Below are 26578 nucleotides of genomic sequence, written 5' to 3'. Positions count from 1 at the left end.
AAATAAATACGATGAGTGAATTAGTTTGGTTGATTCCCCTTTTGCCCTTAATCGGGTTTATAGTGAATGGATTGGGTAGGAATACCTTTTCCAAAGGTATGATAGGCGCTGTTGGCAGCGCTGTAGTGCTTATTTCTTTTGTATGTAGCTGCCTTCTGTTCTCTGAAGTTTACCAAGCGAGACAAGCTGGACAAGCAGGCATCGTTGAACAACATGTATTTGATTGGATTGCAGTGGGCAATCTCAAGATCGGTCTTTCCTTTTTGGTAGATCCGTTAAGTGCGATCATGCTCTTAATCGTTACGGGAATTGGTTTCCTTATCCATGTCTATTCCATTGGTTATATGCATCATGATAATGGATTTGGTAAGTTCTTCGCTTATTTGAATCTCTTTATCTTTTTTATGTTGCTATTGGTATTGGGATCCAATTACCTGGTCATGTTCATCGGTTGGGAAGGTGTAGGACTATGTTCCTATTTATTGATTGGCTTTTGGTATAAGAATAGTTCGTATGCAAATGCAGCAAAAAAAGCATTTGTGATGAATAGAATAGGGGATTTAGGTTTTCTGCTTGCGGTATTTTTAATACTTGGGACTTTTGGCTCCTTAGAATTTTCGACTGTATTTCCAGCGGCCAAGAATTTTGCTGTTGGTGATATCACAGTCGTTAGCATTACCATTTTGTTATTTATTGCTGCAACAGGTAAATCGGCGCAGATACCTTTGTTTACCTGGTTGCCAGATGCCATGGCTGGCCCGACACCCGTGTCGGCCCTGATCCATGCGGCGACGATGGTTACAGCCGGTATATATATGATTGCACGTTCCAATGTATTGTTTATCCTTTCACCGTTTACGTTGCAGCTCATTTCTGTCATAGCTATCTGTACAGCCCTGTTAGCTGCTGCGATTGCATTGACACAAAATGATATTAAGAAAGTCTTGGCTTATTCCACAGTTTCACAATTGGGCTATATGTTTCTTGGCCTCGGTGTCGGAGCATTTACTGGAGCGTTTTTCCATGTATTGACTCATGCCTTTTTCAAAGCGTTACTATTCTTAGGGGCCGGATCTGTTATACATGGTATGAGTGAGGAACAGGATATGCGTAAAATGGGCGGCTTGAAGAAAGCAATGCCTATTACTTATCTGACGATGTTGATGGGGACAATTGCGATTGCAGGAATTCCGCCATTCTCTGGCTTCTTCTCCAAAGACGAAATATTGGCGGGGGCTTTTGCCGCTAGTCCGGTCTTATGGGGTTTAGGTTTTATTGGAGCATTAATGACGGCATTCTATATGTTTAGGATGCTGTTTATGACCTTTTTTGGAACATTTCGTGGTACGGAAGAGCAAAAACATCATTTGCATGAATCTCCAAAGAGTATGACCATGCCACTCATTGTATTGGCTATACTTTCTGTGGTTGGAGGTGTGATCAACTTACCAGCTGTTTTGGGTGGTAATCATTGGCTTGAGGATTTCCTGGCGCCGGTGTTCTCAGAGGGAAAAGCAATAATGCCTGCAACTCATCATTTGGAACACAGTACTGAATATTTATTAATGGCCGTTTCTGTTGTTGGGGTATTGATTATGGTTGCTTTAGCCTTTAATAAGTATGTTAAACGACAACAGTTACCTGAAGCGGGAGAAGGTACCAGAAGTTTCTTGGCGAATTTATCTTACAATAAGTTTTACGTGGATGAACTTTATGATAGCATCATTGTACGTCCGATCAATTGGCTCTCGGCTTTCTTTGCGAATGTCGTGGATCAACGTGGGATTGACGGTGTTGTTAGCGGTGCTGGGAAAGCAACATTTGATACAGGAAAAGTATTGCGTTTGCTCCAGAATGGTAATGTTGGTTTTTATTTATTGATGATGGTAATTGGGGTGATTGCCATTTTCATCTATGGAGTGTTGAGTCTTTAATTTTGGTATAATCGATGGATAACTTGTTTTTACTTATTTTATTGCCGTTAATAAGCGCATTGATTCTAACGTTCTTAAAGACCAATGCTGCAAAGTCTATTGCCTTGATTTTATCATTACTGTCTTTGGCTTTGACTATTCCTTTCCTTTGTACTTTTGACGCAAATGGCGGAATGCAATTTGAACAAAATTGGCTATGGATTTCTTCATTGCATATTCATTTTCATATCGGCGTTGATGGAATTAGCTTGCCGTTGATCTTATTGACGAATGGGCTGATGCCTTTAATTATTGCCACAACCTTTAAGAAGGATTATAAAGGAAACTTTTATGCTTTAATGGCTTTTATGCAAGCGGGCTTATTGCTCGTATTTATGGCCTTGGATGCGTTTACTTTTTATGTAGGCTGGGAGATTGCCTTGATTCCGATTTATTTTATTTGTGCACTTTGGGGTGAAGGAGATCGTATTCGCGTAAATTTGAAATTCTTTATTTATACTTTTTTGGGTAGCCTTTTGATGTTGATCGGTATTCTTTATCTCTATCAACAAGTGCCCAATCGTGATTTTGAATGGACTTCATTTATTGCATTAGATTTGGGGGAAAATACACAGCGATGGTTATTTTGGGCTTTTTTTGTTGCTTTCGCCATCAAAATACCAATTTTTCCTTTTCATACTTGGCAACCCAATACGTATACAAACGCACCTGCAGCAGGCACGATGTTATTGGCGGGTATCATGCTCAAAATGGGGGTTTATGGTTTAATGCGTTGGCTATTGCCTATCGCACCAGCAGGTGTTGCTCTATACGGACATTTTGCAATGATCTTATGCGTTATTGGGATCGTTTATGCTTCCATTATTGCAATTAAACAAGATGATGTGAAGCGATTGATCGCATATTCATCAATAGCCCACGTTGGTTTAATTAGTGCTGGTGTCTTTACATGGAATACCAATGGCCTGAGTGGAGCAACTATTCAAATGTTAAATCACGGTATTTCTGTGATAGGACTTTTTTATGTGTTGGATATTATACAGCAACGCACACAGACACGTCGTCTTACTGAGCTTGGTGGAATAGCAAGCAAGGCGCCTCGGTTGGCCATCTTCTTTATGATTATTTGTATGGGAGCAGTGGGGTTACCATTAACAAATGGATTTATTGGTGAGTTTTTATTATTGAAAGGGGTCTTTCAATATGGATTTTGGTTTGCTGTTTTTGCGGGTTTAACCTTAATTCTGGGTGCAGTTTATATCCTTAGGCTTTATCAAGGAACGATGCTGGGAGAAACGACCGAAAGAACTATACAATTTGAAGATGTAAAAGGAACGGAACTTATTGTATTGACAGTGGTCTCTGTCTTGATCCTTTATATTGGTATATTCCCTAATTTCCTATTGAACCTTTCTGCAGGTTCTGTGGAAGTTTTAAGTACATTTTTAGGCAGATAATAGATATATTTAATTGTATGGGTGCAATAATTACACTTTCGATATTAGCATTAGTCGTCCTTTACCTTGGTTTATTCAAGATGAAATCTATGCTGCTGCCTGTTTCTATTCTTGGCTTCTTGGTCGCTATTGGTTTCTTATGGAATGACTGGACTTCTACCAGCGGACCTCTTTTTAGTGGGATGGTTCATTTTGATCATTATGCTATTGCTTTCTCGATCTTATGTATCGCAGTTACCTTGTGCATCTTTGTAATCTCAAAGGGATATTTTGATGAGGAGGGACAAATTGCGGAGTATTATTCATTATTGATTTTCTCTCTCACAGGTGCTGTTCTTGTGAATAGTTATCATAATTTTTCAATGCTTTTTTTAGGTATTGAAATTATGTCTGTAGCGCTTTATATTTTGGTCGGTATACGTAAAAGAGACAAAGCATCAAATGAAGCTGCATTAAAGTACTTTTTGATGGGAGCTTTCTCTACTGGGTTTCTGCTGTTTGGTATTGCCCTATTATACGGTGCTACCGGATCATTTGATTTAAGTGAAATCAAAAACTATGTCGTCAATAACCCGCATGCAATTTCGCCTTTGTTTTATGGAGGTATATTGCTCCTCATTGTGGGACTGACGTTCAAGGTGGGGGCTGTTCCCTTTCATTTCTGGACACCTGATGTTTATGATGGGGCTCCGATACTGATTACGAGTTATATGAGTACGGTCGTTAAAGTTGCTTCGTTCGCCGGATTGTTACGTTTATTCAGTTATAGTCTATTGCCTTTACAAGATTTTTGGACTCCGGTTTTCTTAGTGATCGCTGTTCTCACCTTATTTGTTGGAAATATTTCTGCATTAATGCAATCTTCCTTCAAACGTATGCTTGCTTATTCAAGTGTTTCGCATGCTGGGTATATGTTATTTGCGATTGTAGCAGTAGGGGCCACTTCGGCTAATAGTATCTTTGCTTATGGCCTTGCCTATTCGCTGGCAACCATTGTTGCCTTTACGGGATTGATCCTTGTAAAGAAAACGACCGGCTCTGAGCATTTTGAAGCTTTTAATGGCTTGGGTAAACGAAATCCTTTGCTCGCATTTGCTATCACGATAGCCATGCTTTCTCTTGCGGGAATACCACTGACAGCTGGATTTATCGGTAAGTTTATGATGTTTTCTTCTGTTATGGAAAATTATCATATTGTTTTGCTCGTATTGGCGGTAATCAATGCAGGCATTGCCGTGTATTACTACTTAAAAGTTGTCGTTGCGATGTACTTTAGAGACAGTGACGAATCCTGTGTCAATGTGCAGTGGAATTATTCATTGGTATTATTCCTTGCCGTAATGCTTACCATCTTAATTGGGGTATATCCAGACTGCCTTTTAAAATTAATATAAAGTTTCTGTTAAAATACTTGTTGTTTATTAGAGCATGGCGATTTCGCTGTGCTTTTTTTATTTTTATTGGTATAACTCTTGCATACAAATTGTATATTGTAAAAAAGAAATCCTATCAAATTGCAGATGGCGTTTAAAGTGTGTGTTAAATCTTTTTCGATTCATGTTTTATGTGTGTTACTTTTCTTCGTTATCTGCGAACAAGTAATTGCACAGGACTTTATTCGTGGAAAGGTCGTTGATGCACAAACAGGCAACGGCATTTCAAGGGTTTCAATCAACTGGCTTGGGGAAGATCGCGGTGGTAGCAGCGATACCCTTGGGTATTTTAAGATTCAAGATATCAAGAAATACAGACAGCTTGTATTTGGAGCAGTGGGGTATGAGCGGCGGACAGTGGATGTTCGTCGGTTACAAGATTCTATGTTGACGGTGCATTTAATTGCCTCGAATAATACATTAGAGGAGGTCGTGGTCAATAGAAAAAACAAAAAGCCTAAAGATCCAGCTATTGCACTGATCGAACAGGTGATAGCACATCGACCACAAAATCATTATACCCGTATACCTGAAATTCGTTTTGACGAATATGAGAAGACGCAATTTGGTTTTGTCAATCCTGAGGATAAAGCGAAAAAATTTCCGAAACCATTCCGATTCCTCTTTGAAAATGTCGATTCTACAGCTTTTAGGGGGCAGACCATTGCACCCTTTTATTTGGAAGAAAACTATGCCAATATCTATTCATCCCATAATCCAGATCGTAGTAAGAAGATTGTCATCAGCCACAATCAGACCGAATTAAATCCACGCTTTTTTAACAATGATAATTGGCAGACACGGTTCCAGACGATACTCCGTGATGTTGATCTCTATGATAATACAATTCAGATCACGAACAAAGGAGTCTTAAGTCCAATTGCTTCCGGTGCTACAGCGTTTTATAGGTACAAAATTCAAGATACGATAAAGATCGAGGGGAAGGATTATATTGAACTCCATTTTGAAGGTAAATCGGAAATTGATCTGCTCTTCTATGGTGATCTACTGATCTCAGATGATACAAGGTATGCGGTTCATCGCGCGACATTGAATATCGGACGTACTGCAAATATCAATTGGATAAATGACGTGCAGATAGATCTCAGCTATAGCGAATTTAAAAACGGTAGCATGCTTCCCGTTCATGCAGACCTGAAAATGTTATTTGGCGGGAGCAAGTCGGATGTATTGTATGGGCGCAGGGAAACCCAATACTTAGGACATCGCACCGATTCTATTTCGAATGAGAATTTTGCTGGTGTACCTGTTGAAAAAAGATATCTCCTCCAGTCCGCACCGCATGTACGCATAGTAGAGGTCAGGCCAAGCCCATTAAGCCATGCTGAATTAGGAGCATATCAAAAAGTTGATTCGGTACAGAATATGCGTTCTTTTAATCAGTTAGTAGCATTGGGCTATTTATTGGCAAAGGGGTATTATAATGCCGGGAAAGTTGAGTTTGGTCCACTGGAATATCTTTATAGCCGTAATAATTACGAAGGGAATCGTTTTAGGATGAGTGGTCGAACAACACGCTTGTTTTCGGAAAAGGCCTACATTGAAGGATACACAGCCTATGGCGATAAAGACAAAGCGCTAAAATACTACCTGAGTACGGCATTTACTTTAAATGGAGAACGTATTGTTCAGTTTCCGGCAAATTATTTGCGCTTTACCGTACAGCACGACGTTATGGAACCGGGGCGAGGTTTGGGTTTTTTAAAAGGAGATGGTTTCTTCCGTTCTTTTGGAAAAAACAGGCCTAATAAATGGCAGTTTAATGATATCTATCGTCTCGATCATCTGATCGAATTTGGGAACCATATTAGTGTAGGAACGGCATTTACACATACCCGCAGACAACCTCGCGGTGATTTGTTTTATATCAATAGTCTACCTTCACCCGATACAGTCCGCCAAGTAAATACAAATGATCTACAGCTAATTTTGCGTTGGGCTCCGAATGAAGAATTTACTTATCATAATCTCGACAGGGGAACAGTAGAAAATAAATATCCCATTTTTACCCTGCAATATAATAAAGGCCTGAAAGGATTTTGGGGGGCAGATTATAGTTATGATGCGTTGCGGTTCAGTGTGTTCAAACGATTGTTCTTATCGCCAGCAGGGCAGGCTGATTTTGAATTCTCAGGCGGGAGAATTTGGGGGAAACATCTGCCTTATACCTTACTGGAACTTCCAGAAGTCACTAAAGATAAGCAGGGGCCGTTGGTGAATTTTGACTTGATGGCGACCTCGGAATTTGTTTCAGACCAGTTTTTGAAATTGACTTATTACCACAATTGGAATGGTTTCTTTTTTAATAGAATTCCTTTGTTCAGACGGTTAAAGTGGCGTGAAGTAACAGGATTCAAGGCTTTTTATGGAAAGTTAAGCGATGCCAACAATCCCTTTGTTACGCCCGAAAATATTCAGTTTGAAGCGGACAAGGATGGTATTATTCAAACAAAAGCAGTGCGTAACAAACCTTATGTAGAAGGACTTGTGGGGGTGGATAATATCTTTAAATTGATTAGATTAGAGTATAAAAAGAGATTAAGCTATAAAGGCGGTGAAGGAGTTCCTTCTGATACTTTTACGGCATCCTTACATTTTAATTTTTAGCAATTATGGTTCAATATTCAAATTTAAAGTATGCCATTAAAGATAGTATTGGCTATGTCATCATTAATCGCGAGCCGCAACTGAATGCCTTAAATCAGGAAACGCTTGATGAATTGCAAGATATCTTCAAACATTTCAATTCCGATGATCATGTAAGGGGTATTATCCTGACTGGCGCCGGACATAAAGCATTTGCCGCGGGCGCGGATATCAAGGAATTTATGGATTTGTCTGTGATTCAGGCACGATGGCTTAGTGAAAGAGGACATATTATTTTTACGGATCTTATCGAAGCTTCCCCGAAGCCAGTTATTGCTGCTATAAATGGATATGCTTTAGGCGGAGGACTCGAGATGGCTTTAGCTTGCCATATTCGTATCGCTTCTGAAAATGCCAGAATGGGACTTCCGGAGGTTTCTTTGGGGCTGATTCCCGGTTACGGAGGTACGCAGCGTTTGCCCAAATTGATCGGAAAAGGACAGGCTATGCAAATGATTTTAACGGGCGATATGATTGATGCGCAGCGAGCTTATGAACTAGGACTGGTCAATGAGGTGATCGCACAGGATAAACTAATTGCTCGAGCGGAGGAAATACTCCAAAAGATATTTACCCGCTCGCGTGTTGCGGTGGCAAATGCTATTGCAGCCATTAACGCCGCTGAAGATAAACAACAGAATGGGAATAAGGTGGAAATGGATGCCTTTGGACATCTGTTCGGAACAGACGATTTCAAAGAAGGTGTTTCAGCATTTTTAGCGAAAAGGACACCCAATTTTGAATAATGCCGCAATACTTCGTTAAATGCTATACGTTGTGCATTGGCAGGTTTGAATGTCGATGAAGAGATGAGATAGCGCCAAGAAAAGATGTTCGGATGGAGAGCCAATCGTTTATAACCAATTGTTTAGAGGTAACTGATCTAGATGGCTTATGAATCTGAAGGGTTTAACTGCCATTATTTTTGATATTTTTTTCGGTATTCTTGTGGCGACATTTTCATTTCTCGTGTAAACGCTTTTGAAAAATGAAAGGGATCATAAAAGTGGAGTTTAAATGCGATTTCTTTAATCTTGAGTAGCGTAAATTGCAAGTAAGAGCAAGCTCTTTGCATCCGTAGTTGATTGTAATACACCATGGGGGGGTAAGACGTTTTCTGCTTGAACAAGTTAATAAGATGTGATTTAGAATAGTTGAAATGTGCGGCAATCTCTTCCAAATTGATATTGTTCTCCAGATTGTCTTTCATAAATATAATGATGTCCTGTATGATATTATCTACTTGAATTCGGTTGCTTTCTCTAAACTGCGCCTGATATTGAATGGAAGCTAAAAAATATTGAAAGCAAAAACTCGTATACTCCAAATTTTCTGGGCTGTACCCCATTTCCAGATTTTTGTAGATGCTCTCGAAGAGCTGGATGCGGTTGGCATGTTTGTTTGAATCCGCATCAACGATATGAATCACTTGGCCCATGATATGTTTAAAAAGAGCCGCATCTGTCCCGGCGAAATGAATCCAATAGATACTCCAGGGATCATTTGATTTTGCGCCATAGCAATGTGCACTATCTCTCGGTATGATATATATATCATTTCTATTGAGGTTGTGCGTTGTATCATCCTGTTTTATCCAACCACTTCCTTTTTCGCAATAAATCAGAATATATTCCTTGCATCCTTCCTGACGATCGCGATAATGTTTTTTTGCATTGGGATAATAGCCGATATGTGTGATGTGTAATTTTGTTGTGATGTTATTGTCTGTCTGGTAGTTGCATACGGCATAGGGAAGGACAATTGCCTTTTCTCCTTTGAATCCTTCAGCGATGACATCTTGGTTTTGTTTCATAAATCGAGCTTGTTTTTGGTTATCCTTATAAAAATAGTAATATTTTACATGTTTATCGTGTTCACTTACATGATTCTCCCCAAGTAATCCATTACTTTTACCTAAGTAAATCTAAATATGTAAACTCTTATGCAAAAGACTGCAACAACCTATCTGCTATTGATCACTTTTGTGGCTGCTATTGGTGGATTTCTATTTGGATATGATTGGGTAGTTATTGGAGGTGCGAAACCATTTTACGAAGCTTATTTTCATTTGGAATCCGATCCTGCATTGCAGGGATGGGCCATGTCTTCGGCGATTGTGGGAAGCTTTGTTGGTGTATTGCTCTCGGGGGGACTGGCAGATCGCTATGGTCGAAAACCACTGATTTATACAGCCGCAATTTTATTTATAATTTCTGCATTGGGAACCGGCATGGCGTCCGAACTTGATACCTTTATTATTTATCGGATTTTGGGCGGGATAGGTATTGGTGTAGCCTCCAATTTGGCTCCGATGTATATCGCGGAAATCGCCCCTGCGGAAAGTCGGGGAAAATTTGTATCGGTCAATCAATTAACCATTGTACTGGGCATACTTGCAGCGCAAGTGGTCAATTGGCTCATTGCAAAGCCCATTTTAGCTGGAGAATCTATTCTAGAAACCTGGAATGGGCAAGAGGGGTGGAGATGGATGTTTTGGGCAGGAGCGATCCCAGCGGTCGTTTTTTTAGTGCTGCTTTTCCTGATTCCCGAAAGCCCCCGTTGGTTGTATACGAAAGGGAGGCATGAACAGGCAAAGCGTGTGTTTTTACGCATGGGTGGAGATGAATATGCAGCAGAAAATATACGATCTATTGCCGAGGCGGCTGAACTAAATCAGGGTAAAGCCCGAAAAAGAAATTTATTCCAGGGCAAGTTGCTGCGGTTGTTGTTGCTCGGGAGTTTTATTGCGGTCTTTCAGCAATGGTGTGGGATTAATGTTATTTTTAATTATGCCCAAGAAATTTTTACGGCTGCTGGATATACCGTTTCGGGGATGCTTTTCAATATTATTATCACTGGAGTGATCAATGTAATTTTTACATTCATCGGCATGTATCTGGTCGATCGAATTGGTCGCCGTGCATTGATGCTCTTCGGATCAGCAGGGCTTTTTGTGATTTATATTGCCCTAGGGGCTTGTTATTATTTCAATTGCAGTGGCATTTTCGTGCTTCTTCTTGTGTTAGCCGGAATTGCGGTGTATGCGATGACTTTGGCACCTGTTACTTGGGTAATCATCGCCGAAATATTCCCTACCGCTGTAAGGGCGCAGGCGATGGCGATCGCGACATCATTACTATGGATTGCATGTTTTGTGCTCACTTATACTTTTCCTTTACTGAATCAAAATCTGGGCGCAGCTGGTACATTCTGGCTGTATGGTGGAGTCTGTTTTATCGGTTATCTGTTTCTATGGAGCCGACTGAAAGAGACCAAAGGAAAAAGCTTAGAAGAAATTGAACAAGAACTTGAAAGATAATTGGCACTAGGATAATCAACTCGACCTATATAAACCTATTAGCGTATTAAGAAAATGACAGAATTGACGCGTTACCTCATAAAATCAACAGTTGACCAGAAAGGGATCGTAAAAGCATGGGAGGAGCAGGTTGCGATTCCAACATACGAGATTGGGACGATGGAGAAGAATCCCATATTTGCCGAAAAGCGCGTATACCAAGGTAGCTCGGGGGTAGTATATCCCTATCCGATCATAGAGAAAATTAGCGATCAGAAGCGAAACAAGATCTATCAAGCGCTATTTCTTGAAAATGAATATATCAAGGTGATGATTCTTCCAGCTTTAGGTGGACGGGTTCATATGGCTTATGATAAAGTTCGAGAACGACATTTCGTTTACTATAATGAAGTTATCAAGCCCGCTTTGGTTGGGCTCACTGGTCCTTGGATTTCCGGAGGGATTGAATTTAATTGGCCCCAGCATCATAGACCGACTACATTTATGCCCACAGAGCATTTAATCGAACACAACAGCGATGGAAGTATTACGGTTTGGTGCAACGAAATCGAGCGTATGTTTCGGATGAAGGCCATGCAGGGATTTACTTTGCATCCCGACAAAGCGTATCTGGAAATCAAGGTTCAGGTGTATAACCGGACAGCATTGCCACAAACTTTTCTGTGGTGGGCCAATCCGGCTGTTGTTGTGAATGACGACTATTATTCCGTGTTCCCTCCCGATGTCAATGCCGTTTTTGATCATGGAAAGCGAGAGGTCTCTTCTTTCCCGATTGCTACGGGAACCTATTACAAGTACGATTACTCGGGAGGTGTTGATATTGCACAATACAAAAATATTCCTGTTCCGACATCCTATATGGCCATTCAATCGAAATACAACTTCGTTGGCGGCTATGAGGCTGGTGCTACCAATGCGGGGATGTTACATGTGGCTGACCATCACATTTCACCTGGGAAAAAACAGTGGACCTGGGGAAATGGTGACTTTGGTGTCGCTTGGGATAGAAACCTGACAGATGAAAATGGACCATACATTGAATTGATGGCTGGTGTATATACAGATAATCAGCCTGATTTTGCTTGGTTACAACCTTACGAAGTGAAATCCTGGTCTCAGTATTTTATGCCATACGCAGAAGTCGGACAGGTGAAAAATGCAACAAAAGATGCGGTGCTCAATATGGAGGTTAGGGAGCAGACTGCTCACATTGTCTTGTATACAACAGGGAGGTATGAAAGTATACGTGTTTTGTTACGTAATACGGCCGGTAAAATCTATTTGGACGAACAAGTGACTTGTTCTCCTCGGAATATTTATACCCAAAGTGTTGCTGGATTGGACAGTGTACCAACCGAACTCATATTGACTGTGTATGATAAAAATAACCATGAAATATTGGTCTACCAGCAAGAACAGCCGAAGGATGCTGAAGATATACCCAAACCAGCACAGGCAGCATTGCTGCCCGAAGACATTTGTTCTATCGAAGAATTGTTTTTGACAGGACAGCATCTGGAGCAGTACCGACATGCAACTTATAATCCATTGGATTATTATAAGGAGGCTCTGCGACGTGAACCGAACGACATCAGATGTAATAATGCAATGGGCGCTTTCTTGTTGCGGAACGGTAAGATAGAGGAGTCCATTACTTATTTTGAGACCGCGATCGCTCGCGCTACGGAACGTAATCCCAATCCTTATGATGGAGAACCTTACTACAACCTTGGTGTAGCTCTGCAACTATCTGGGGATCTGAATGGGGCATATGCAGCTTTCTACAAAGCAACATGGAATGCCGCGTGGAAGGATTCTGGCTATTTTGGCTTGGCACAAATAGATGCCAAGAGAGGTGATTGGAAAGCTGCTTTGGAAAAAATAGATCAGTCATTGAGCAGAAACTGGTATCACCATAAAGGAAGACAGCTGAAGGCCTCTATTTTAAGAAAAATCGGGGCAAAAGATGCTGCTTTAGCATGGATTCAAGAATCAATGGAATTGGATCCGTTTAATATGGGCTGTCGATTCGAATGGTACCTGTTAACACAAGAAGAATCGATATTTTCTCCTATTCTCGATTTAGCGCGCGTTAATATTCATAGTGCGATAGAATATGCATTGGATTTTGCTCATGCCGGTCTGTATGAAGAAGCATCTTTACTCCTTGAAAAAACTATTGAAGACGTAACCTTAGTTTACCCTATGGTATATTATACACTAGGGTATTTTGCGACTCATCTGGGCTTGCATGACAAGGCAAAAACGTATTGTGATCAAGCCGCCGTTATGGATCCGACTTATTGTTTTCCAAATCGTTTTGAAGAGATTGCAATTCTCCGACATGCCCTAGTTTTAAATAGTGCTGACGCAAAGGCCTCGTATTATTTGGGCAATCTTTGGTATGGTAAAAGACAGCATCAGGATGCTGTTGACTGTTGGGAGCATGCTATCCAATTGGATGGACAGTTTCCTACCGTTTATCGTAATTTGGCCTTAGCTTATTATAATCGGATAAACAAGAAGAAAGAAGCCTTGCCCCTATTGGAGAGCGCATTTTCATTGGATGAAACTGATGCACGTTTACTCATGGAGCTTCATCAGCTCTACAAGAAGGAGGGACGCTCTTACAAAGAAAGGTTGGCCCTGCTCGATCGATATCCGGATTTGGTGATGCTTAGAGATGATCTATTCTTGGAGCGGATCACCCTGTTTAATCTCTTGGGTGAATATGAGAGCGCGAAAACGTTGCTTGCTTCCCGGCAGTTTAAGCCCTGGGAAGGAGGGGAAGGTAAGGTCTCTCGTCAATACACCATATGTCAGCTGGAATTGGCCAAAAAATCGATACTGCAAAACGAGCCGCAACAGGCGCTTTCCTTGCTAAAGGCGCTTGATTATTATCCACATAACCTTGGTGAAGGTAAGCTGATTACAATGGAAGAAAACGATGTTCACTATTATAAGGGACTCGTCTATCGTTTATTGGGGATGGACGAAGAAGCTAAAGTTTATTTCTATAAAGCAACAGAAGGTGCTGATGAACCCCAGCAGGCCCTTTTCTATAATGATCCACAACCAGATAAGATATTTTATCAAGGTTTAGCCTGGCATGAGCTTGGTGATCCAGTGCGAGCTGAACAACGTTTTCAATGTTTAATAGATCATGGAAAGTTATTTATTGACAAGCCCTTTAAAATAGATTATTTTGCAGTTTCCTTGCCTGATATGGATATTTGGGAGGAAGATCTAGATCATAAGAATAAAATACATTGTCTGTATGTCATGGGATTGGGGTATTTGGGGAATGGAGATCGTGCTATGGCAATGGATTATTTGGCACAAGTGCAGCAGTTGGATCCCAATCACCAAGGGAGCCAGGCCATTATACACTCTTTCTTAGGTGAAACTTCTTTAAAGAATTAATTTCAGTATGTATCGCTATATCATTGTATTCGTCGTTCTATTTCAAAGTTATACGGTCTGGGCAGATGGACTAAATCGTCTTGATCTTGCAGGAGAGTGGAAAGTTCGGCTGGATCCCGAAGATGTCGGTATCGAGCATGGTTGGGCTGGTAAATCGTTCGAAACATCGATCAGATTACCAGGAACAACTGATGATGCGGGTTTAGGAACCGTAAATACATTGACACCTGCTCTTGCCAAACCTCAGCTTTCGCATTTAACGCGAACACATCGTTATGTGGGGGCAGTATGGTATACGCGGGAACTTTCAATCCCGGCAGGTTGGGCAGGTAAGGAGATGATCTTAACCCTCGAGCGTGTTCTTTGGGAGTCTATGGTTTGGATCGATGGGATAGCAGTAGTACAAAAGCAACGCAGCCTTGTCAGTCCGCATGAGTTTGACTTAAGTTCGCTACTGAAAGCAGGAAAGAAACATCGGTTGACAATCCGCATAGATAACAGGAAGAAGCTCCCAATCAGCGTTGATGATATGGCGCATGCTTATACCGATCACACCCAAATTATTTGGAATGGCATTCTTGGAAAGATTGCTATTCAGGTCTACGATGCGGTGCGTCTGAAGTCTGTGTATGCGAGCCCTAATCTAGCGAAAAAGGAAATCAATCTGCAGATCAATCTCCGTAATAAACTTGCAAAGGCCGTTGTCGGTAAACTGAAAATAAAGGTAAAAGACAAAATGGGTTCCCTACCATCCGTTGAAAGAACCATTCAGCTGTCGCCAGGGGATTCAGCGATCAATCTAAACTACCTTCTTGGTGACAAACTGAAACTTTGGAGCGAATTTTCACCGCATTTGTACGACATCAATCTGGAATTGAAAACCATAGATGCCGTATCAACATTAAGTACCTCAATAGGTATGCGTGAGCTTTCTACGGATGGGACCATGCTAAAAGTCAATGGTGAGCCTTTATTTTTGAGGGGAACATTGGAATGCAGTATCTTCCCGTTAACGGGACATCCGCCGATGGATAAGGCCGGTTGGAGAAAAGTCTTTGTGACAGCGCGCGAATGGGGGCTAAATCATCTGAGGTTTCATTCATGGTGTCCTCCTGAGGCGGCCTTTGCTGTTGCCGACGAATTGGGATTCTATCTTCAAATTGAGTTGCCAATCTGGGAGAATAATCTTGGTAAAGATGAGGGAGTGATGAATTTTCTCTATGAAGAGGCCGATCGAATAATGCAGACTTATGGAAATCATCCGTCCTTTTGTTTTTGGAGTATGGGTAATGAGTTGAGTGGTGATTTCAATGCGCTGAATGATCTGGTAAAATACGTAAAGGAAAAAGACAAACGGCATCTTTATGCGGCAACTTCTTTTACATTCCAGCAAGGGCATGGTGTGAAGGAAGAACCCTATGATGATTATCTGATTACCCAGTGGACAGCCAGGGGCTGGGTGCGGGGACAAGGTGTATTTAATAGCGAAGCACCTACATTCAATAAAAACTACAGCAATTCTTTGGAAGGAATTTCGATTCCGGTCGTGACGCACGAAATTGGACAATATGCTGTCTATCCCAATCTCGCCGAAATCAAAAAATATAAAGGTGTTTTAAAACCGTTAAACTTCATTTCTGTAGCAGAAGATCTAAAACAAAAAGGATTATTACATAAGGCCAGCGCATATACGATGTCCTCGGGAAAATTGGCAGCTATGCTGTACAAAGAGGAGATGGAAAGAGCGTTGAAGACACCGGGTATCAGTGGTTATCAGCTCCTTGATCTTCACGATTTCCCTGGTCAGGGAACGGCATTGGTAGGCTTATTAGATGCTTTTTGGGACAGCAAACATATTCTCTCTGCGGCAGAATTTCGACAATTTAGTGCTCCAGTAGTGCCTTTGCTTCAGTTTGCGAAAGCTGTATATACCAACGATGAAACGTTCAAAGCTTCTATAGATGTGAGTAATTATGGACAGGAGATTTTGAAGAATCAGGGGATTAGTTGGTTCCTGAAAGATGCGGGAAAAATAGTCGCACAGGGACATTTTCAGTCAACCATTGGAAAAGGACATCAAGGCAATGTGGGGCATTTAGAAGTACCATTACAAACAATTGGACAGGCGAAGAAATTGACGATTCAACTTAAACTTGAGGGTACTTCATACGAAAATCATTGGAATATTTGGGTGTATCCTCAGAAGGTAGCCGTTAATTTTGGGGAAGTTAGCTATACGCGCGAATTGGAGGAAGCAATGCACTTGCTGAAAGAAGGGAAAAAAGTGCTTTTAAATCCCGATTGGAAGAAAATAAGCGGTATTGAAGGGAAGTTCGTTCCTGTTTTTTGGAGCCCGGTACACTTTCCAAAACAGGCTGGTACAATGGGCTTGCTTTGTGATCCTAAACATCCTGTATTTGCCGATTTCCCGACAGATAATCATACGGATTGGCAATGGTGGGATCTCCAAATTAAATCGACTACGATGATTACGGATCAGGTCAAAGGTGGACATGCAGTTGTAGAGCTCATTGATAACTTTGCCAATAATAGAAGATTAGCATCTCTTTTTGAAGGGACGGTAGGATCAGGCAAGCTGATGATCGCTTCGTTCGATATGGAGGCGGATCTAGCCAATAGGCCCGTTGCAAGACAGCTGTTGAGCTCCATATTAGCGTATATGAACAGTACAAAGTTTAGGCCTAAAGTGATCGAAAATCCGGCAATTCTATCGCAGGTATTGCGCTACAAAGAAGCGCAAGAAAAATCCGAACCCAAAGCGATCTATTAGTTAGAAGATCGCTTTGGAAAAATTTAACGCATCAGCCTAAGGCTAATCGTTCAACTTCATCCGCTATTGCAGAATTATATGCCAAAGGTCTGTGACAGGATACATCCTGTTACAGACCTTTGGCATAAATCAATTATAGACTAACTTTCAATCTGATATAGTTGAAGGCCACTCCATTTTCCGGAGTAACTTTTTTATATTCCTGCAGTTTAAAGGCTTATGGTGATTCTGTTGTTACTATCAAGTGCCTGTTATACTATTTTTCTAGTTAAATCGTTTTCAATTTAATCATGCGGATTTCTTTTCTTTAGACTAACAGAAGTAAAAAATGACAAATAATGAATTAAGGACGCTTGCTGAATTTTCACGTAAAGGTGAAATCGCGGAGATGGAACGGATTGTTGCAGAAGCAAATAATAGAGTTGACTTTCACGATTACGAATTGAATAGTTTAGTGAGCCAATTGATTAGAGCCCAGCATTATGGAGTCTTGGATCATTTTGTAAAAAAAGGACTAATCTCAACTGATCTATACGATTATGATCGTTTTAGCACATCCGTGATTAATACGCTATTCAAACCTCAGATTGCATCCGAAGTGCAGCTTGAAGCCCATTTAATTTGGATGAAAGGCTATTTAGCACAGATAGATGATATCAACGAAGAAGTAGGTGGCATTACTTTATTGGAATATGCATTACAGGAAAATGTGGTTATTCCTTTCTTAAAGCTTATTTTTGAGGCAGGTGCCGACCTGCAGCGGATGGATCAGTATGGACAAACGTTGCTTTTTAAAGTTTGTAGCCTACGTATGCAGTCCAATGAACGTATTAGCGAGCTCGTAGACTGGCTGTTAGTTGAAGGTTTAGACCCGAATATCGGCAATGTTGAACAAAAAACAGCCCTGCACATGGCTGTTGATACATTGAAAACTGATGTTGTGATTAAATTACTCAATGCGGGAGCAGATCCAGGGCTAAAGGATTGGCATGGCGAAAGTTCATTTTATTATGCAGCAGTAAGGCATTTTAATCCAGATCTGCTCGTTCCCCTTCTCAATTATGGAAGTCCAGATTTTCATAGCGTCAATAAACAAGGAGAAAACCTACTCAATGCATTCCTTCGCATGATGCATACTGATAGCGAGACTAATCTGAGTGTGCTGATCTTACTTTTGGAACATGGGGCAGATTTGACAGCTGCATCACTTTGGTATCAGAAAGAAAAAACAGGCGTAGATTGGCTAGCAGAAAAATCAGTCCTAGTTGTACAGGAAATTATGGACAGAGGATATCTAGACCTCAGTTATGCGGATAACGAGGGTAATACACTATTGCATAAAATTTGTCAAGTAAACCTCAATTACGATGAAAATAGAGCCCGAGACCTTTATAAAAAAGTAAAATATCTTGTCGGTGAAGGAATCGATCCTCAATTGGAAAATATAATGGATAAAAAAGCTGTCGATTATGCTATGGAGGATAATATAAAGGTAAAGACAGTCGAATGGTTATTAAAACAATAAAAAAACAGAAAAAATTGTTATGTCTCAGTCATTTATAATAGCGTGTGAAAGCGGAAAACGTAAAATAGCGGAAATATTATTGGAGAAAAATCAAGTTGATGTATCTTACACTGATGAAATGGGACGGACAGCATTGCATTATGCGGCGCATCGAGGTTATTTGGATTTGGTGAGAAAGCTGGTTGAGGCTGGAGCCACAGTGGACTACGAGGATCATCGGGGGGAAACCCCCTTATATTTTGCCCTGTTACAAAAGCAAAAACAAACAGCAGTCTATTTATTGGAAAATAATGCTAATATTCTGATCAACGACTTTTTGGGAAATAGCTTGCTCCATATTACAGCTCGAACAGGGCAACAGGAAATGGCTGAAAAACTGATTGCACAGGGATTAGACGTAAACGCGTTGAACAATAGTGCTGAATCACCACTACTATTGGCTGTGCAGGCAAAATATCCGCCAGTGGTACAGCGGCTTATTGAAAATGGTGCTCGTGTAGATATCTCTGACAAGGAGGGTAATACGGCCCTAAATTTGGCGGTGGTTCTGGGCTCCGTTCCTATTGTCAATATGTTGTTGGATAACGGTGCATCTGTCAATATTCTGAATGACTTAAGTGAAGGTCCCTTGCTGCTCGCAGTAAAAAATGGAAACCGTATTCTTGCTCAGAAGTTACTGGAGCAGGGGAGCGATATTTTTGCTGAATCTGCCGAGGGAATTTCTCCTGTGTGGTATGTTTGTAATAGCAATCAAAAAGAGCTTCTCGCTTTATTTTTAGAAAGAGGCCTCTCTGCAGATTATGCGCGTCCTGTAGACTCATTTGATGGAAAGGACGGTAAATATTTGGAAAGGTTGATCGAACGGACAGGGGGGCGTATCTTTATTCTTGGTTTTGAACCTCATTATGCAGGAGAAACATTACTGCATACAGCTACAAAAATGGGTTATCTGTCTTTGGTCAAACAACTTTTAGACAGTGGTGCAACAATTGATAAACAGGATGCTACCGGCAATACTGCGCTTCATTATGCTGCTGCCTATGGTAAAAAAGATGTGTTGCGGTATCTCTTATCTAATGGCTCCGTTACAGATATAACGAATGTATTGGAACAGAAAGCAATAGATTATTCCAATATGCAAGGATTTAATGAAATAACGGCATTATTGATTGATGCCGGCGCACAGACCGATCCCCTAAAAGGTGAGCCCGGCCTTCCAGAGAAAAAAGTATTCACTGAACCCTTATCAAACGTGGATATGGGAATGAAGAAAAAGGCTCTATTTGATTTAAAAGATCTGTTGGACGCGGGAATTATAAGCCAGGAGGAATTTGACGCGGAAAAAGCGAAAATTTTAAAGAATTAAATTTTATTGAAAGCCCCTTTAAAAATCTGTTTGCCTGTTTCCTGAATTTGGTATTGAGCACTTAGATAAAAACTAAAAAAGCGACTCTTTTGAAGTCGCTTTTTGTAGCCCGTAGGGGAATCGAACCCCTGTTTCAAGAATGAAAATCTTGCGTCCTAACCCCTAGACGAACGGGCCATATCGTTTTCGATGATGCAAATATAGAAGCTTTTTCAAAAAGCACAAAAAAAAAAGTGCTGTCTGTGTGCTAATTCATTGAAATTGAGAAAAATTATTTTTTTAAAGGACTTATTCTACAGCGTAAGCGAGCATATATTCATTGAACTTCTCATAATGTACATCATAAATATGCTTGTTTTGATCGCTGTCGAGTTCAAGTTTTAATATACCTTGCGTTTGGTATTCGAATGGTTGTATGGTCATGTTGTTCAAGAAGGAGACCCCTGCATTGCCTTGAAGTTTATAAATCGCTTCTTTGGCGCACCAGCAAGCATAAAGCTGCTCATATCGGCTATCATCCTGGGCGATGAATGCAAGCTCCGCAGGTTTTAGAAACTTATGTTGGATGCGCTCTACTTTTGTTTTGATGATTTCCATGTCGATACCAACTTCACCTTTTGTACTGATCATTGCTGCAGCGTAATCAAATGAGTGTGAAAGTGATATTTTTTGGGGAAAATTAGCGAGATAAGGCTTGCCATTTGCATCCGAAGGACATTCGATGTAGCGGGATGTGTTTAATAAGGTTCGCAATAGCACACGGGTGGCAAGCCAATGTAACCGTCTTTTCCCTTTATTGAAGGACCCTAATTTTGCTTTTTCACGTTCATCCAATTGAAGTTTCGACAGCAAATCGTCGTCCGATTCCTCAATTCGCCAAATTGCAAATTTGGTTTGATTATCAATTTCACGTAGATACACTAGACTCATACCCAAATTTAAAAAACAAATCGCAGATTTTTGTTTTGAAAAATGAAGTAAAATTAGTGGGAGAACTGTATTTTTGAATTTGTATAGCATTGCCTGACGCTTTTGCTATTTTGATACACATGATTTTATCTGATAAAAGAATTCTCGAAGAGATTGAAAATGGCAGTATTGTCATTCAACCATTTGATCGTAAATGTTTGGGAACAAATTCCTACGATGTGCATTTGGGGAAATATTTGGCAACGTATGCAGACCGTGTACTTGATGCCAAGAAACACAATGAAATTCAGCATTTTGAAATCCCGGAAGAAGGTTTTGTATTGGAACCCAATACCCTTTATTTAGGCGTTACGCAAGAGTACACCGAAACGCATAAGCATGTTCCTTTTTTAGAGGGCAAATCGAGCACTGGTCGCTTAGGGATAGATATCCATGCAACTGCAGGGAAGGGTGACGTCGGTTTCTGTAATACCTGGACCTTGGAAATTTCGGTTGCCCAACCTGTTCGGGTTTACGCGGGAATGCCTATTGGACAATTGATCTATTTTGCTGTAGAAGGCGATATCGAGACATTTTATAATACCAAAGGTAACGCAAAATACAATGGCAAAACCATCCGTCCGGTGGAATCCATGATGTGGAAGAATAATTTCTGATGCGGAATATGGGATGGATTATTTTAGGGGCTCTATTGATTGTTCTCATCAGTGGAGTACTCTATTATTTTGTTCATCCAATGTTTGGAGGAAGTTTCAAAGGAGCTCGACTGGAGCGGATGAAACAGTCACCAAATTTTAAAAATGGTATTTTTCATAATCTCGAGGTAACGCCGTCGTTGAAAGGCGATGTCAATATGGCCTCTTTGCTGTGGGATTTCCTTTTCAACAAAAATCCCCACTTGAAACCGATCAATGTATTGCCTGCTATGGAATGCGATTTAGCGCATCTTCCCGCAGATGACGTTCTGATTTGGTTTGGTCACTCCTCCTACCTGATGAAGTTAGATGGGAAATTAATATTGGTTGATCCGGTGTTCAGCCAAAATGCTTCTCCTATCCCAGGTAGTAATAAAGCATTTAAGATGTCTGTCGACTATGCGACGATGGTTTTTCCGAAAATTGACTATTTGTTTATCTCTCATGATCATTACGATCATCTGGACTATGATACTGTTGTGAAATTGAGGGATAAAGTCGGTCAGGTGATTTGTGGTCTTGGCGTGGGGGCGCATTTTGAGTCTTGGGGATATAAGGCCGATCAGATCATCGAGGGTGATTGGTACGACCAGATAAAACTGGCGCCCGATTTTCAGGTAACCTTCACACCCGCAAGGCACTTTTCGGGACGAAGATTTACACGGAATAATACCTTGTGGACATCCTTTGTGTTAAAGACTTCCCAGTACACTATTTTCTTGGGTGGAGACAGCGGATATGGTAAGCACTTCAAAAAGATAGGTGACCAGTTCGGTCCATTTGATTTAGCAATCTTGGAAAATGGCCAGTATAACGATGCCTGGCATTATATCCATTCCTTACCTGACGAATGGGCTGCTGAAACGAAGGATCTGAAAGCTCAAGTTATTTTGCCCGTTCATTCTTCTAAGTTCGCGTTAGCTATGCACGACTGGAAAGAGCCAATGGAGAAATTTTACGAGACAGCGAACAAAGAACAGATCACTCTCCTTACACCAAAAATAGGGGAAATGATCCATTTTAATAGATTAGATACAGTATACGCGCCCTGGTGGCGTGAAGTCAACTAAAGATCTATTTATTTTTTTCCTCAATCCATAAAGACATATATTTTGTGCTCTGCATCGTGTGGTGCAACAATATCTGACTAATAAAGTTTTGTTGGCGGTGCCTGTCAATCTGCACTTTTAGCAAAGATAGATTCGTCATAAAGTCGGCCTGATACTTTCGTTTCTCATAACGTTCGTTGATAATACGGATGCCATGTTCTTGGGCCGTTTTCCAAAGATCTTCGTTTTCGTAGAGCTCAACTGTCTTTCGGCAGAAAGTTTCGGGATCGTCTTCGATAAAACCATTCCAGTCCAAATTACCCTTCATGGCTTCTGCTCCAACTGTCGTGGTGACAGATGGTGTGCCGGTTTGCATGGCGTCGATAAACTTTCCTTTTACGCCGGCACCAAATTGAATTGGAGCGACCAGTACACGGTAGTTTTCCATGGTAAGGCGAGCAGATTCCGCCCGTCCCTTGATCAGGAAATTCTCTTTAGAGTTGTTTAACTGGAGTACTTTTTGGGTTGCGTAGGCACCATAAATGTGCAATTCTACTTTGGGAAGCATCTTCCGTAATTGGGGCCAGATTTGTGTTTTTAGATATTGAACCGTATGCCAGTTCGGCTCATGGATAAAATTTCCGATGAATAGTAAGTTCTTACGCTCTTCAAAGGGCTTCCATTGATTAATTTCAGTAGAACTGATCTCGTGTTCAAGGAAAGGGAGGTAATAGAGGATGTCGGGTGAAATTCGAAATTCTTCGATAAGAATCTTCATTTCGGATTCGGAGATAATCAAGGAGAGATCACTTCGCAGAATAGAGGCAATTTCACGTTTAGCGGTGTCCGTAAATAACTCTTGAAAGGAGAAATCACCTTTATTTTTGACGGATGCCTGTCTCGCCTGGCGTAAAAAATGCAAGTCTTCCGTATCGAGTATGCGGAGTGCATCGGGACAATGCTGTGCGACACGCCAACCATATTGTTCTTCTACCATAAAACGATCAAAAACAACAATATCGGGCTGTAGTTGAGTAATAAAATCGTCAAAGCTATTGCTATTGAGCACGATTGCTTGTTCATGTATCCCGAGAGACTGCAAAGGGGCACTATAAGGTGACTTCGCAGCAGCCGAAGCAAATGTAATGTGATAAGAGCGGGTAGTGAACGTTTCAATTAATTGCATCATGCGAAAACCCGCCGCTGAAGATGTTGGCTCTGGCCACACAAGTCCGATGAACAAAACCTTTTTCTCTTTCATGCAGGAAAATTACTGATTAATGTGAAAAGAATTGACGAAAAATTAACAATTAGTCATTTTCAAACGATTAGCTTTATTTTAGTGTTTATAATATATTTAAAGGTTATTCATCATTAAACGATCATATGACCAAAACTATTGCTCAACGGATTCGACATTTTTCGCCAAAGACCTATTGGAAGGAATTAATAGCTGTTTTGGTTATCTTATTGGCCTTTGTATTTTTTAGAAATGAGCGGAAAGAGCTTGCCGCAATTATTCCGCAGTTGCGCGCAGCCAACCTAACCTGGGTTTCAGTTGGAGTTGGAATTACCATCGTCTATATTGTGCTTCAGGGGTTGATGTATGTGCAGAGTTTTAAAGCGATCGGCCTTTCTATTAATCTGAGAATCGCCATTGATCTTTTCCTGAAGAGAAATTTACTCAGTGTGTTTCTTCCTGCGGGTGGGATTAGTTCTTTGGCATATACAACAACGGAGTTGCGGAAAAGAAATTTGAATACGACGCAAATTCACCAAGCAGGGGCGCTTTATGGCTATGTCGGACTACTGACGGTGTTTATGATTGGTGTACCTGTTATATTGTATACGATCTGGCATAATAAAAATTTTGGTGATGCCTGGATCTCATTGGTCGTTTTGGGACTGCTCCTGGCTGTCGTATTTTGGCTGGTCTGGTCTTTTCGAACACACAAAGGCATTTATCGCTGGGTCGAATTAAAGTTTCCTGCTGTAGCCTCTAACATCGATGAAATATTTTCAGGGGAAGTCAAGCTAAAATATTTGTTGGGTACTATGTTGGCGTCCATGGTCGTCGAATGTTGCGGTATTGCCCATGCTTTTGTAAGTATGTATGCTCTTGGTTTGGACCACTCCTTCGAGGCTGCGGCTATTGCCTATACTGTTTCGGTCGTATTGATGATTGTTTCTCCTTTTCTACGGGGCCTTGGGGCTGTAGAGCTTACCATGCTGTATATTTTTAAAGCGTACGGCTACTCGCAGGCAGAAGGATTGGGCATTACAATTCTCTATCGGGCATTCGAATTTTGGCTTCCATTACTCTTGGGAATCCTTGCCTTTGCATGGCGTGGTAAGCAATTGCTGGCACGTATTGGACCGGCGTTGCTTATATTTTTCTTAGGCGTGGTAAATCTTGTTTCCGTATTGACACCACCTTTGGCTGATCGTATGAAACTAGATCGTTTTTATTTGCCGCTAGAAGCAATTCATGCTTCTAAATTTATGGTACTGGTTTTGGGCTTAGGACTATTGGTAACTTCGGCATACCTGATTAAAGGTTTCCGTATTGCGTTCTGGATCGCCGTGGTGTTTAGTGCTTTGTCGCTGTTTGGACATGTGTTTAAGGCATTGGACTATGAAGAGGCATCGGTTGCTTTATTGACCTTGATTTTATTGGCAATGAGCTATAAACAATATCGCATCAAGAGTAATATTAGTTGGGTAAGAATTGGGTTTATCACATTTTTTGTCGCTCTGATAGCGATATGCCTGTTTGATGTGTTGAGTTTTTACTTCATTGATAAGCAACATTTCGGGCTAGACTTTACATGGGGACAATCAATATATCATACGGCACGGAGTTTTCTGTTGTTTGCAGATGATGAATTGATGCCACAAACAGTTTTTGGTCAAGAATTTTTGCGCATCACTCAAGTTTTGGGACTATTTTGTTGGTTCTTATTGATCTACGCACTTGCACGCCCTCGGCTGATTGATGACGAAGATTCGAGTAGCTCCAAAATGGAGCATGCAGAACAATTACTAATTGAGTTTGGACAGTCTCCGATGGACTTCTTTAAATTGGGAAAAGATAAGAGTCTGTTCTTCTCAGAAGTCTCGGAGGGATTTACCGCTTATCGCTTGGCGAATGAATTTGCTATCGTATTGGATGAACCTGTCTGTGAGCAGGGGGATAAGGAAGAGCTGGTTCAGGAATTTGATCAATATTGTTATGCGAATGGTTTAAAGGCCATTTATTACCGTGTTGATGAAAATAGCTTGGTTCATTTTTCATCTCTTCGTAAGCAAAAAATCACCATTGGACAGGAGGCTGTATTAGAATTGGAAACATTCAAGCTAGAAGGAAAAGACCGTAAGTCATTACGTAATGGACTTAATGCAATTCAAAAAAAGGGTTTTACAACGGAGGTGTTGAAAGCTCCGCAGGAAAAAGCAATTATAGACGAGCTAAGATTGATTTCCAATGAATGGTTGAAAGAATTTGATAAAAAGGAAATGGTTTTTTCGCAAGGAATGTTTGATGAAAATGAGCTTATTATGCAAGATATTATTGTATTGAAAAATGAGCAAAATAATATTGTCGCCTTTCTGAATATTATTCCCGATTATGCTAAAGATGAGTGCACTTATGATATGATCCGAAAATCGCTTGACGCACCAGGTGGGAGTATGGATGCATTGATTGTTGAGCTTATTGCATATGCTAAAGCCAAAAAGTATGTCTATCTAAATTTGGGCATGGTGCCAATGACGGGCTTGGGAGCGACAGATAGTCCCGCTGAAAAGATTATGAAGTTTGCCTCAACACGATTGGGAAACTTTAAACATTACCATAGTCTGCGTGATTTTAAAGAGAAGTATGCGACATTTTGGGAAAATAAATACCTTATATTTGATAACGATTTTGATCTCTTACAACTTCCTATAGCACTGGTCAAAGTGATGAAACCGAATGAATAGCTTCATGT

At 40.7% G+C, this 26578-nt stretch carries 16 protein-coding genes and 1 tRNA gene; 13 read left to right on the top strand and 4 right to left on the bottom strand.

The window, feature by feature from the left end; translation table 11 throughout:
- The first annotated feature begins 11 nt into the window (after positions 1-11).
- The 5 genes from nuoL to BV902_RS00415 all read left to right on the top strand — a co-directional run bounded on the left by nuoL (position 12) and on the right by BV902_RS00415 (position 8237).
- Entirely contained in the window at positions 12-1934 is a 1923-nt protein-coding gene (nuoL, locus tag BV902_RS00435) for an NADH-quinone oxidoreductase subunit L (protein WP_075990301.1), read from the top strand.
- Between the two features lie 14 nt (positions 1935-1948).
- Entirely contained in the window at positions 1949-3391 is a 1443-nt protein-coding gene (locus BV902_RS00430; protein WP_075990300.1) for a complex I subunit 4 family protein, read from the top strand.
- Positions 3392-3408: 17 nt separating this feature from the next.
- On the top strand, positions 3409-4785 hold the full coding sequence (locus BV902_RS00425) for an NADH-quinone oxidoreductase subunit N (protein WP_075990299.1): 1377 nt from the start codon (positions 3409-3411) through the stop codon (positions 4783-4785).
- Between the two features lie 174 nt (positions 4786-4959).
- Positions 4960-7452: a DUF5686 family protein gene (locus BV902_RS00420; protein ID WP_172840623.1), complete on the top strand. Its 2493-nt coding sequence runs from the start codon at positions 4960-4962 to the stop codon at positions 7450-7452.
- Positions 7453-7457: 5 nt separating this feature from the next.
- Complete coding sequence (locus tag BV902_RS00415) at positions 7458-8237, top strand: enoyl-CoA hydratase/isomerase family protein (RefSeq protein WP_075990297.1); 780 nt, start codon at positions 7458-7460, stop codon at positions 8235-8237.
- A 173-nt stretch (positions 8238-8410) separates the two neighbouring features.
- On the opposite strand, the gene BV902_RS00410 is transcribed toward BV902_RS00415, so the two are convergent.
- Positions 8411-9304, bottom strand: coding sequence for an AraC family transcriptional regulator (locus tag BV902_RS00410; protein ID WP_075990296.1), 894 nt, complete (start codon positions 9302-9304; stop codon positions 8411-8413).
- Positions 9305-9433: 129 nt separating this feature from the next.
- Here BV902_RS00410 and BV902_RS00405 point away from each other — a divergent pair, with 129 nt between their 5' ends.
- From BV902_RS00405 to BV902_RS00385, 5 genes are all read left to right on the top strand, one after another.
- Positions 9434-10810 carry a sugar porter family MFS transporter gene (locus tag BV902_RS00405; RefSeq protein WP_075990295.1) on the top strand — a complete coding sequence of 459 codons (1377 nt, stop codon included), beginning with the start codon at positions 9434-9436 and terminating at the stop codon, positions 10808-10810.
- 54 nt (positions 10811-10864) lie between these two features.
- Positions 10865-14233 carry a tetratricopeptide repeat protein gene (locus BV902_RS00400; RefSeq protein ID WP_075990294.1) on the top strand — a complete coding sequence of 1123 codons (3369 nt, stop codon included), beginning with the start codon at positions 10865-10867 and terminating at the stop codon, positions 14231-14233.
- A gap of 7 nt (positions 14234-14240) precedes the next feature.
- Positions 14241-17024 (top strand): glycoside hydrolase family 2, encoded by a 2784-nt coding sequence (locus tag BV902_RS00395; RefSeq protein ID WP_075990293.1) that lies wholly within the window; start codon positions 14241-14243, stop codon positions 17022-17024.
- 328 nt (positions 17025-17352) lie between these two features.
- The gene (locus BV902_RS00390; RefSeq protein WP_075990292.1) at positions 17353-18549 is read left to right on the top strand and encodes an ankyrin repeat domain-containing protein; all 1197 of its coding nucleotides are present in this window, start codon (positions 17353-17355) and stop codon (positions 18547-18549) included.
- A gap of 19 nt (positions 18550-18568) precedes the next feature.
- Positions 18569-19915 carry an ankyrin repeat domain-containing protein gene (locus BV902_RS00385; RefSeq protein ID WP_075990291.1) on the top strand — a complete coding sequence of 449 codons (1347 nt, stop codon included), beginning with the start codon at positions 18569-18571 and terminating at the stop codon, positions 19913-19915.
- A gap of 105 nt (positions 19916-20020) precedes the next feature.
- On the opposite strand, the gene BV902_RS00380 is transcribed toward BV902_RS00385, so the two are convergent.
- Together BV902_RS00380 and BV902_RS00375 are read right to left on the bottom strand one after the other, a co-directional pair.
- Positions 20021-20092, bottom strand: a tRNA-Glu gene (locus tag BV902_RS00380).
- A 111-nt stretch (positions 20093-20203) separates the two neighbouring features.
- Complete coding sequence (locus BV902_RS00375) at positions 20204-20845, bottom strand: 4'-phosphopantetheinyl transferase family protein (protein ID WP_070561499.1); 642 nt, start codon at positions 20843-20845, stop codon at positions 20204-20206.
- A 119-nt stretch (positions 20846-20964) separates the two neighbouring features.
- Here BV902_RS00375 and dcd point away from each other — a divergent pair, with 119 nt between their 5' ends.
- Positions 20965-21501 (top strand): dCTP deaminase, encoded by a 537-nt coding sequence (gene dcd, locus BV902_RS00370; RefSeq protein ID WP_046673098.1) that lies wholly within the window; start codon positions 20965-20967, stop codon positions 21499-21501.
- Positions 21502-21509: 8 nt separating this feature from the next.
- Positions 21510-22610, top strand: coding sequence for an MBL fold metallo-hydrolase (locus tag BV902_RS00365; protein ID WP_172840622.1), 1101 nt, complete (start codon positions 21510-21512; stop codon positions 22608-22610).
- Positions 22611-22614: 4 nt separating this feature from the next.
- Here the strand turns inward: BV902_RS00365 and BV902_RS00360 are convergent, their stop codons facing one another.
- Positions 22615-23850, bottom strand: a complete 1236-nt coding sequence (locus BV902_RS00360; protein ID WP_075990289.1) for a glycosyltransferase — start codon at positions 23848-23850, stop codon at positions 22615-22617.
- A gap of 125 nt (positions 23851-23975) precedes the next feature.
- Between BV902_RS00360 and BV902_RS00355 the strand changes: the two genes are divergently transcribed.
- Positions 23976-26570 carry a phosphatidylglycerol lysyltransferase domain-containing protein gene (locus tag BV902_RS00355; RefSeq protein WP_075990288.1) on the top strand — a complete coding sequence of 865 codons (2595 nt, stop codon included), beginning with the start codon at positions 23976-23978 and terminating at the stop codon, positions 26568-26570.
- The last annotated feature ends 8 nt before the right edge of the window (positions 26571-26578 follow it).

The sequence above is a fragment of the Sphingobacterium sp. B29 genome (assembly GCF_001952815.1).
In the GTDB taxonomy this organism is placed as follows: Bacteria; Bacteroidota; Bacteroidia; order Sphingobacteriales; family Sphingobacteriaceae; genus Sphingobacterium; species Sphingobacterium siyangense.
The sequence above is the reverse complement of the archived record's forward strand: the minus strand, read 5'-3'. Positions and strand labels throughout refer to the sequence as shown.

Coding starts and splice junctions, on each gene's coding strand:
- nuoL (WP_075990301.1), top strand. CDS start 12: ATGAGTGAATTAGTTTGGTTGATTCCCCTTTTGCCCTTAATCGGGTTT.
- BV902_RS00430 (WP_075990300.1), top strand. CDS start 1,949: ATGGATAACTTGTTTTTACTTATTTTATTGCCGTTAATAAGCGCATTG.
- BV902_RS00425 (WP_075990299.1), top strand. CDS start 3,409: ATGGGTGCAATAATTACACTTTCGATATTAGCATTAGTCGTCCTTTAC.
- BV902_RS00415 (WP_075990297.1), top strand. CDS start 7,458: ATGGTTCAATATTCAAATTTAAAGTATGCCATTAAAGATAGTATTGGC.
- BV902_RS00410 (WP_075990296.1), bottom strand. CDS start 9,304: ATGAAACAAAACCAAGATGTCATCGCTGAAGGATTCAAAGGAGAAAAG.
- BV902_RS00405 (WP_075990295.1), top strand. CDS start 9,434: ATGCAAAAGACTGCAACAACCTATCTGCTATTGATCACTTTTGTGGCT.
- BV902_RS00400 (WP_075990294.1), top strand. CDS start 10,865: ATGACAGAATTGACGCGTTACCTCATAAAATCAACAGTTGACCAGAAA.
- BV902_RS00395 (WP_075990293.1), top strand. CDS start 14,241: ATGTATCGCTATATCATTGTATTCGTCGTTCTATTTCAAAGTTATACG.
- BV902_RS00390 (WP_075990292.1), top strand. CDS start 17,353: ATGACAAATAATGAATTAAGGACGCTTGCTGAATTTTCACGTAAAGGT.
- BV902_RS00385 (WP_075990291.1), top strand. CDS start 18,569: ATGTCTCAGTCATTTATAATAGCGTGTGAAAGCGGAAAACGTAAAATA.
- BV902_RS00375 (WP_070561499.1), bottom strand. CDS start 20,845: ATGAGTCTAGTGTATCTACGTGAAATTGATAATCAAACCAAATTTGCA.
- dcd (WP_046673098.1), top strand. CDS start 20,965: ATGATTTTATCTGATAAAAGAATTCTCGAAGAGATTGAAAATGGCAGT.
- BV902_RS00365 (WP_172840622.1), top strand. CDS start 21,510: ATGGGATGGATTATTTTAGGGGCTCTATTGATTGTTCTCATCAGTGGA.
- BV902_RS00360 (WP_075990289.1), bottom strand. CDS start 23,850: ATGAAAGAGAAAAAGGTTTTGTTCATCGGACTTGTGTGGCCAGAGCCA.
- BV902_RS00355 (WP_075990288.1), top strand. CDS start 23,976: ATGACCAAAACTATTGCTCAACGGATTCGACATTTTTCGCCAAAGACC.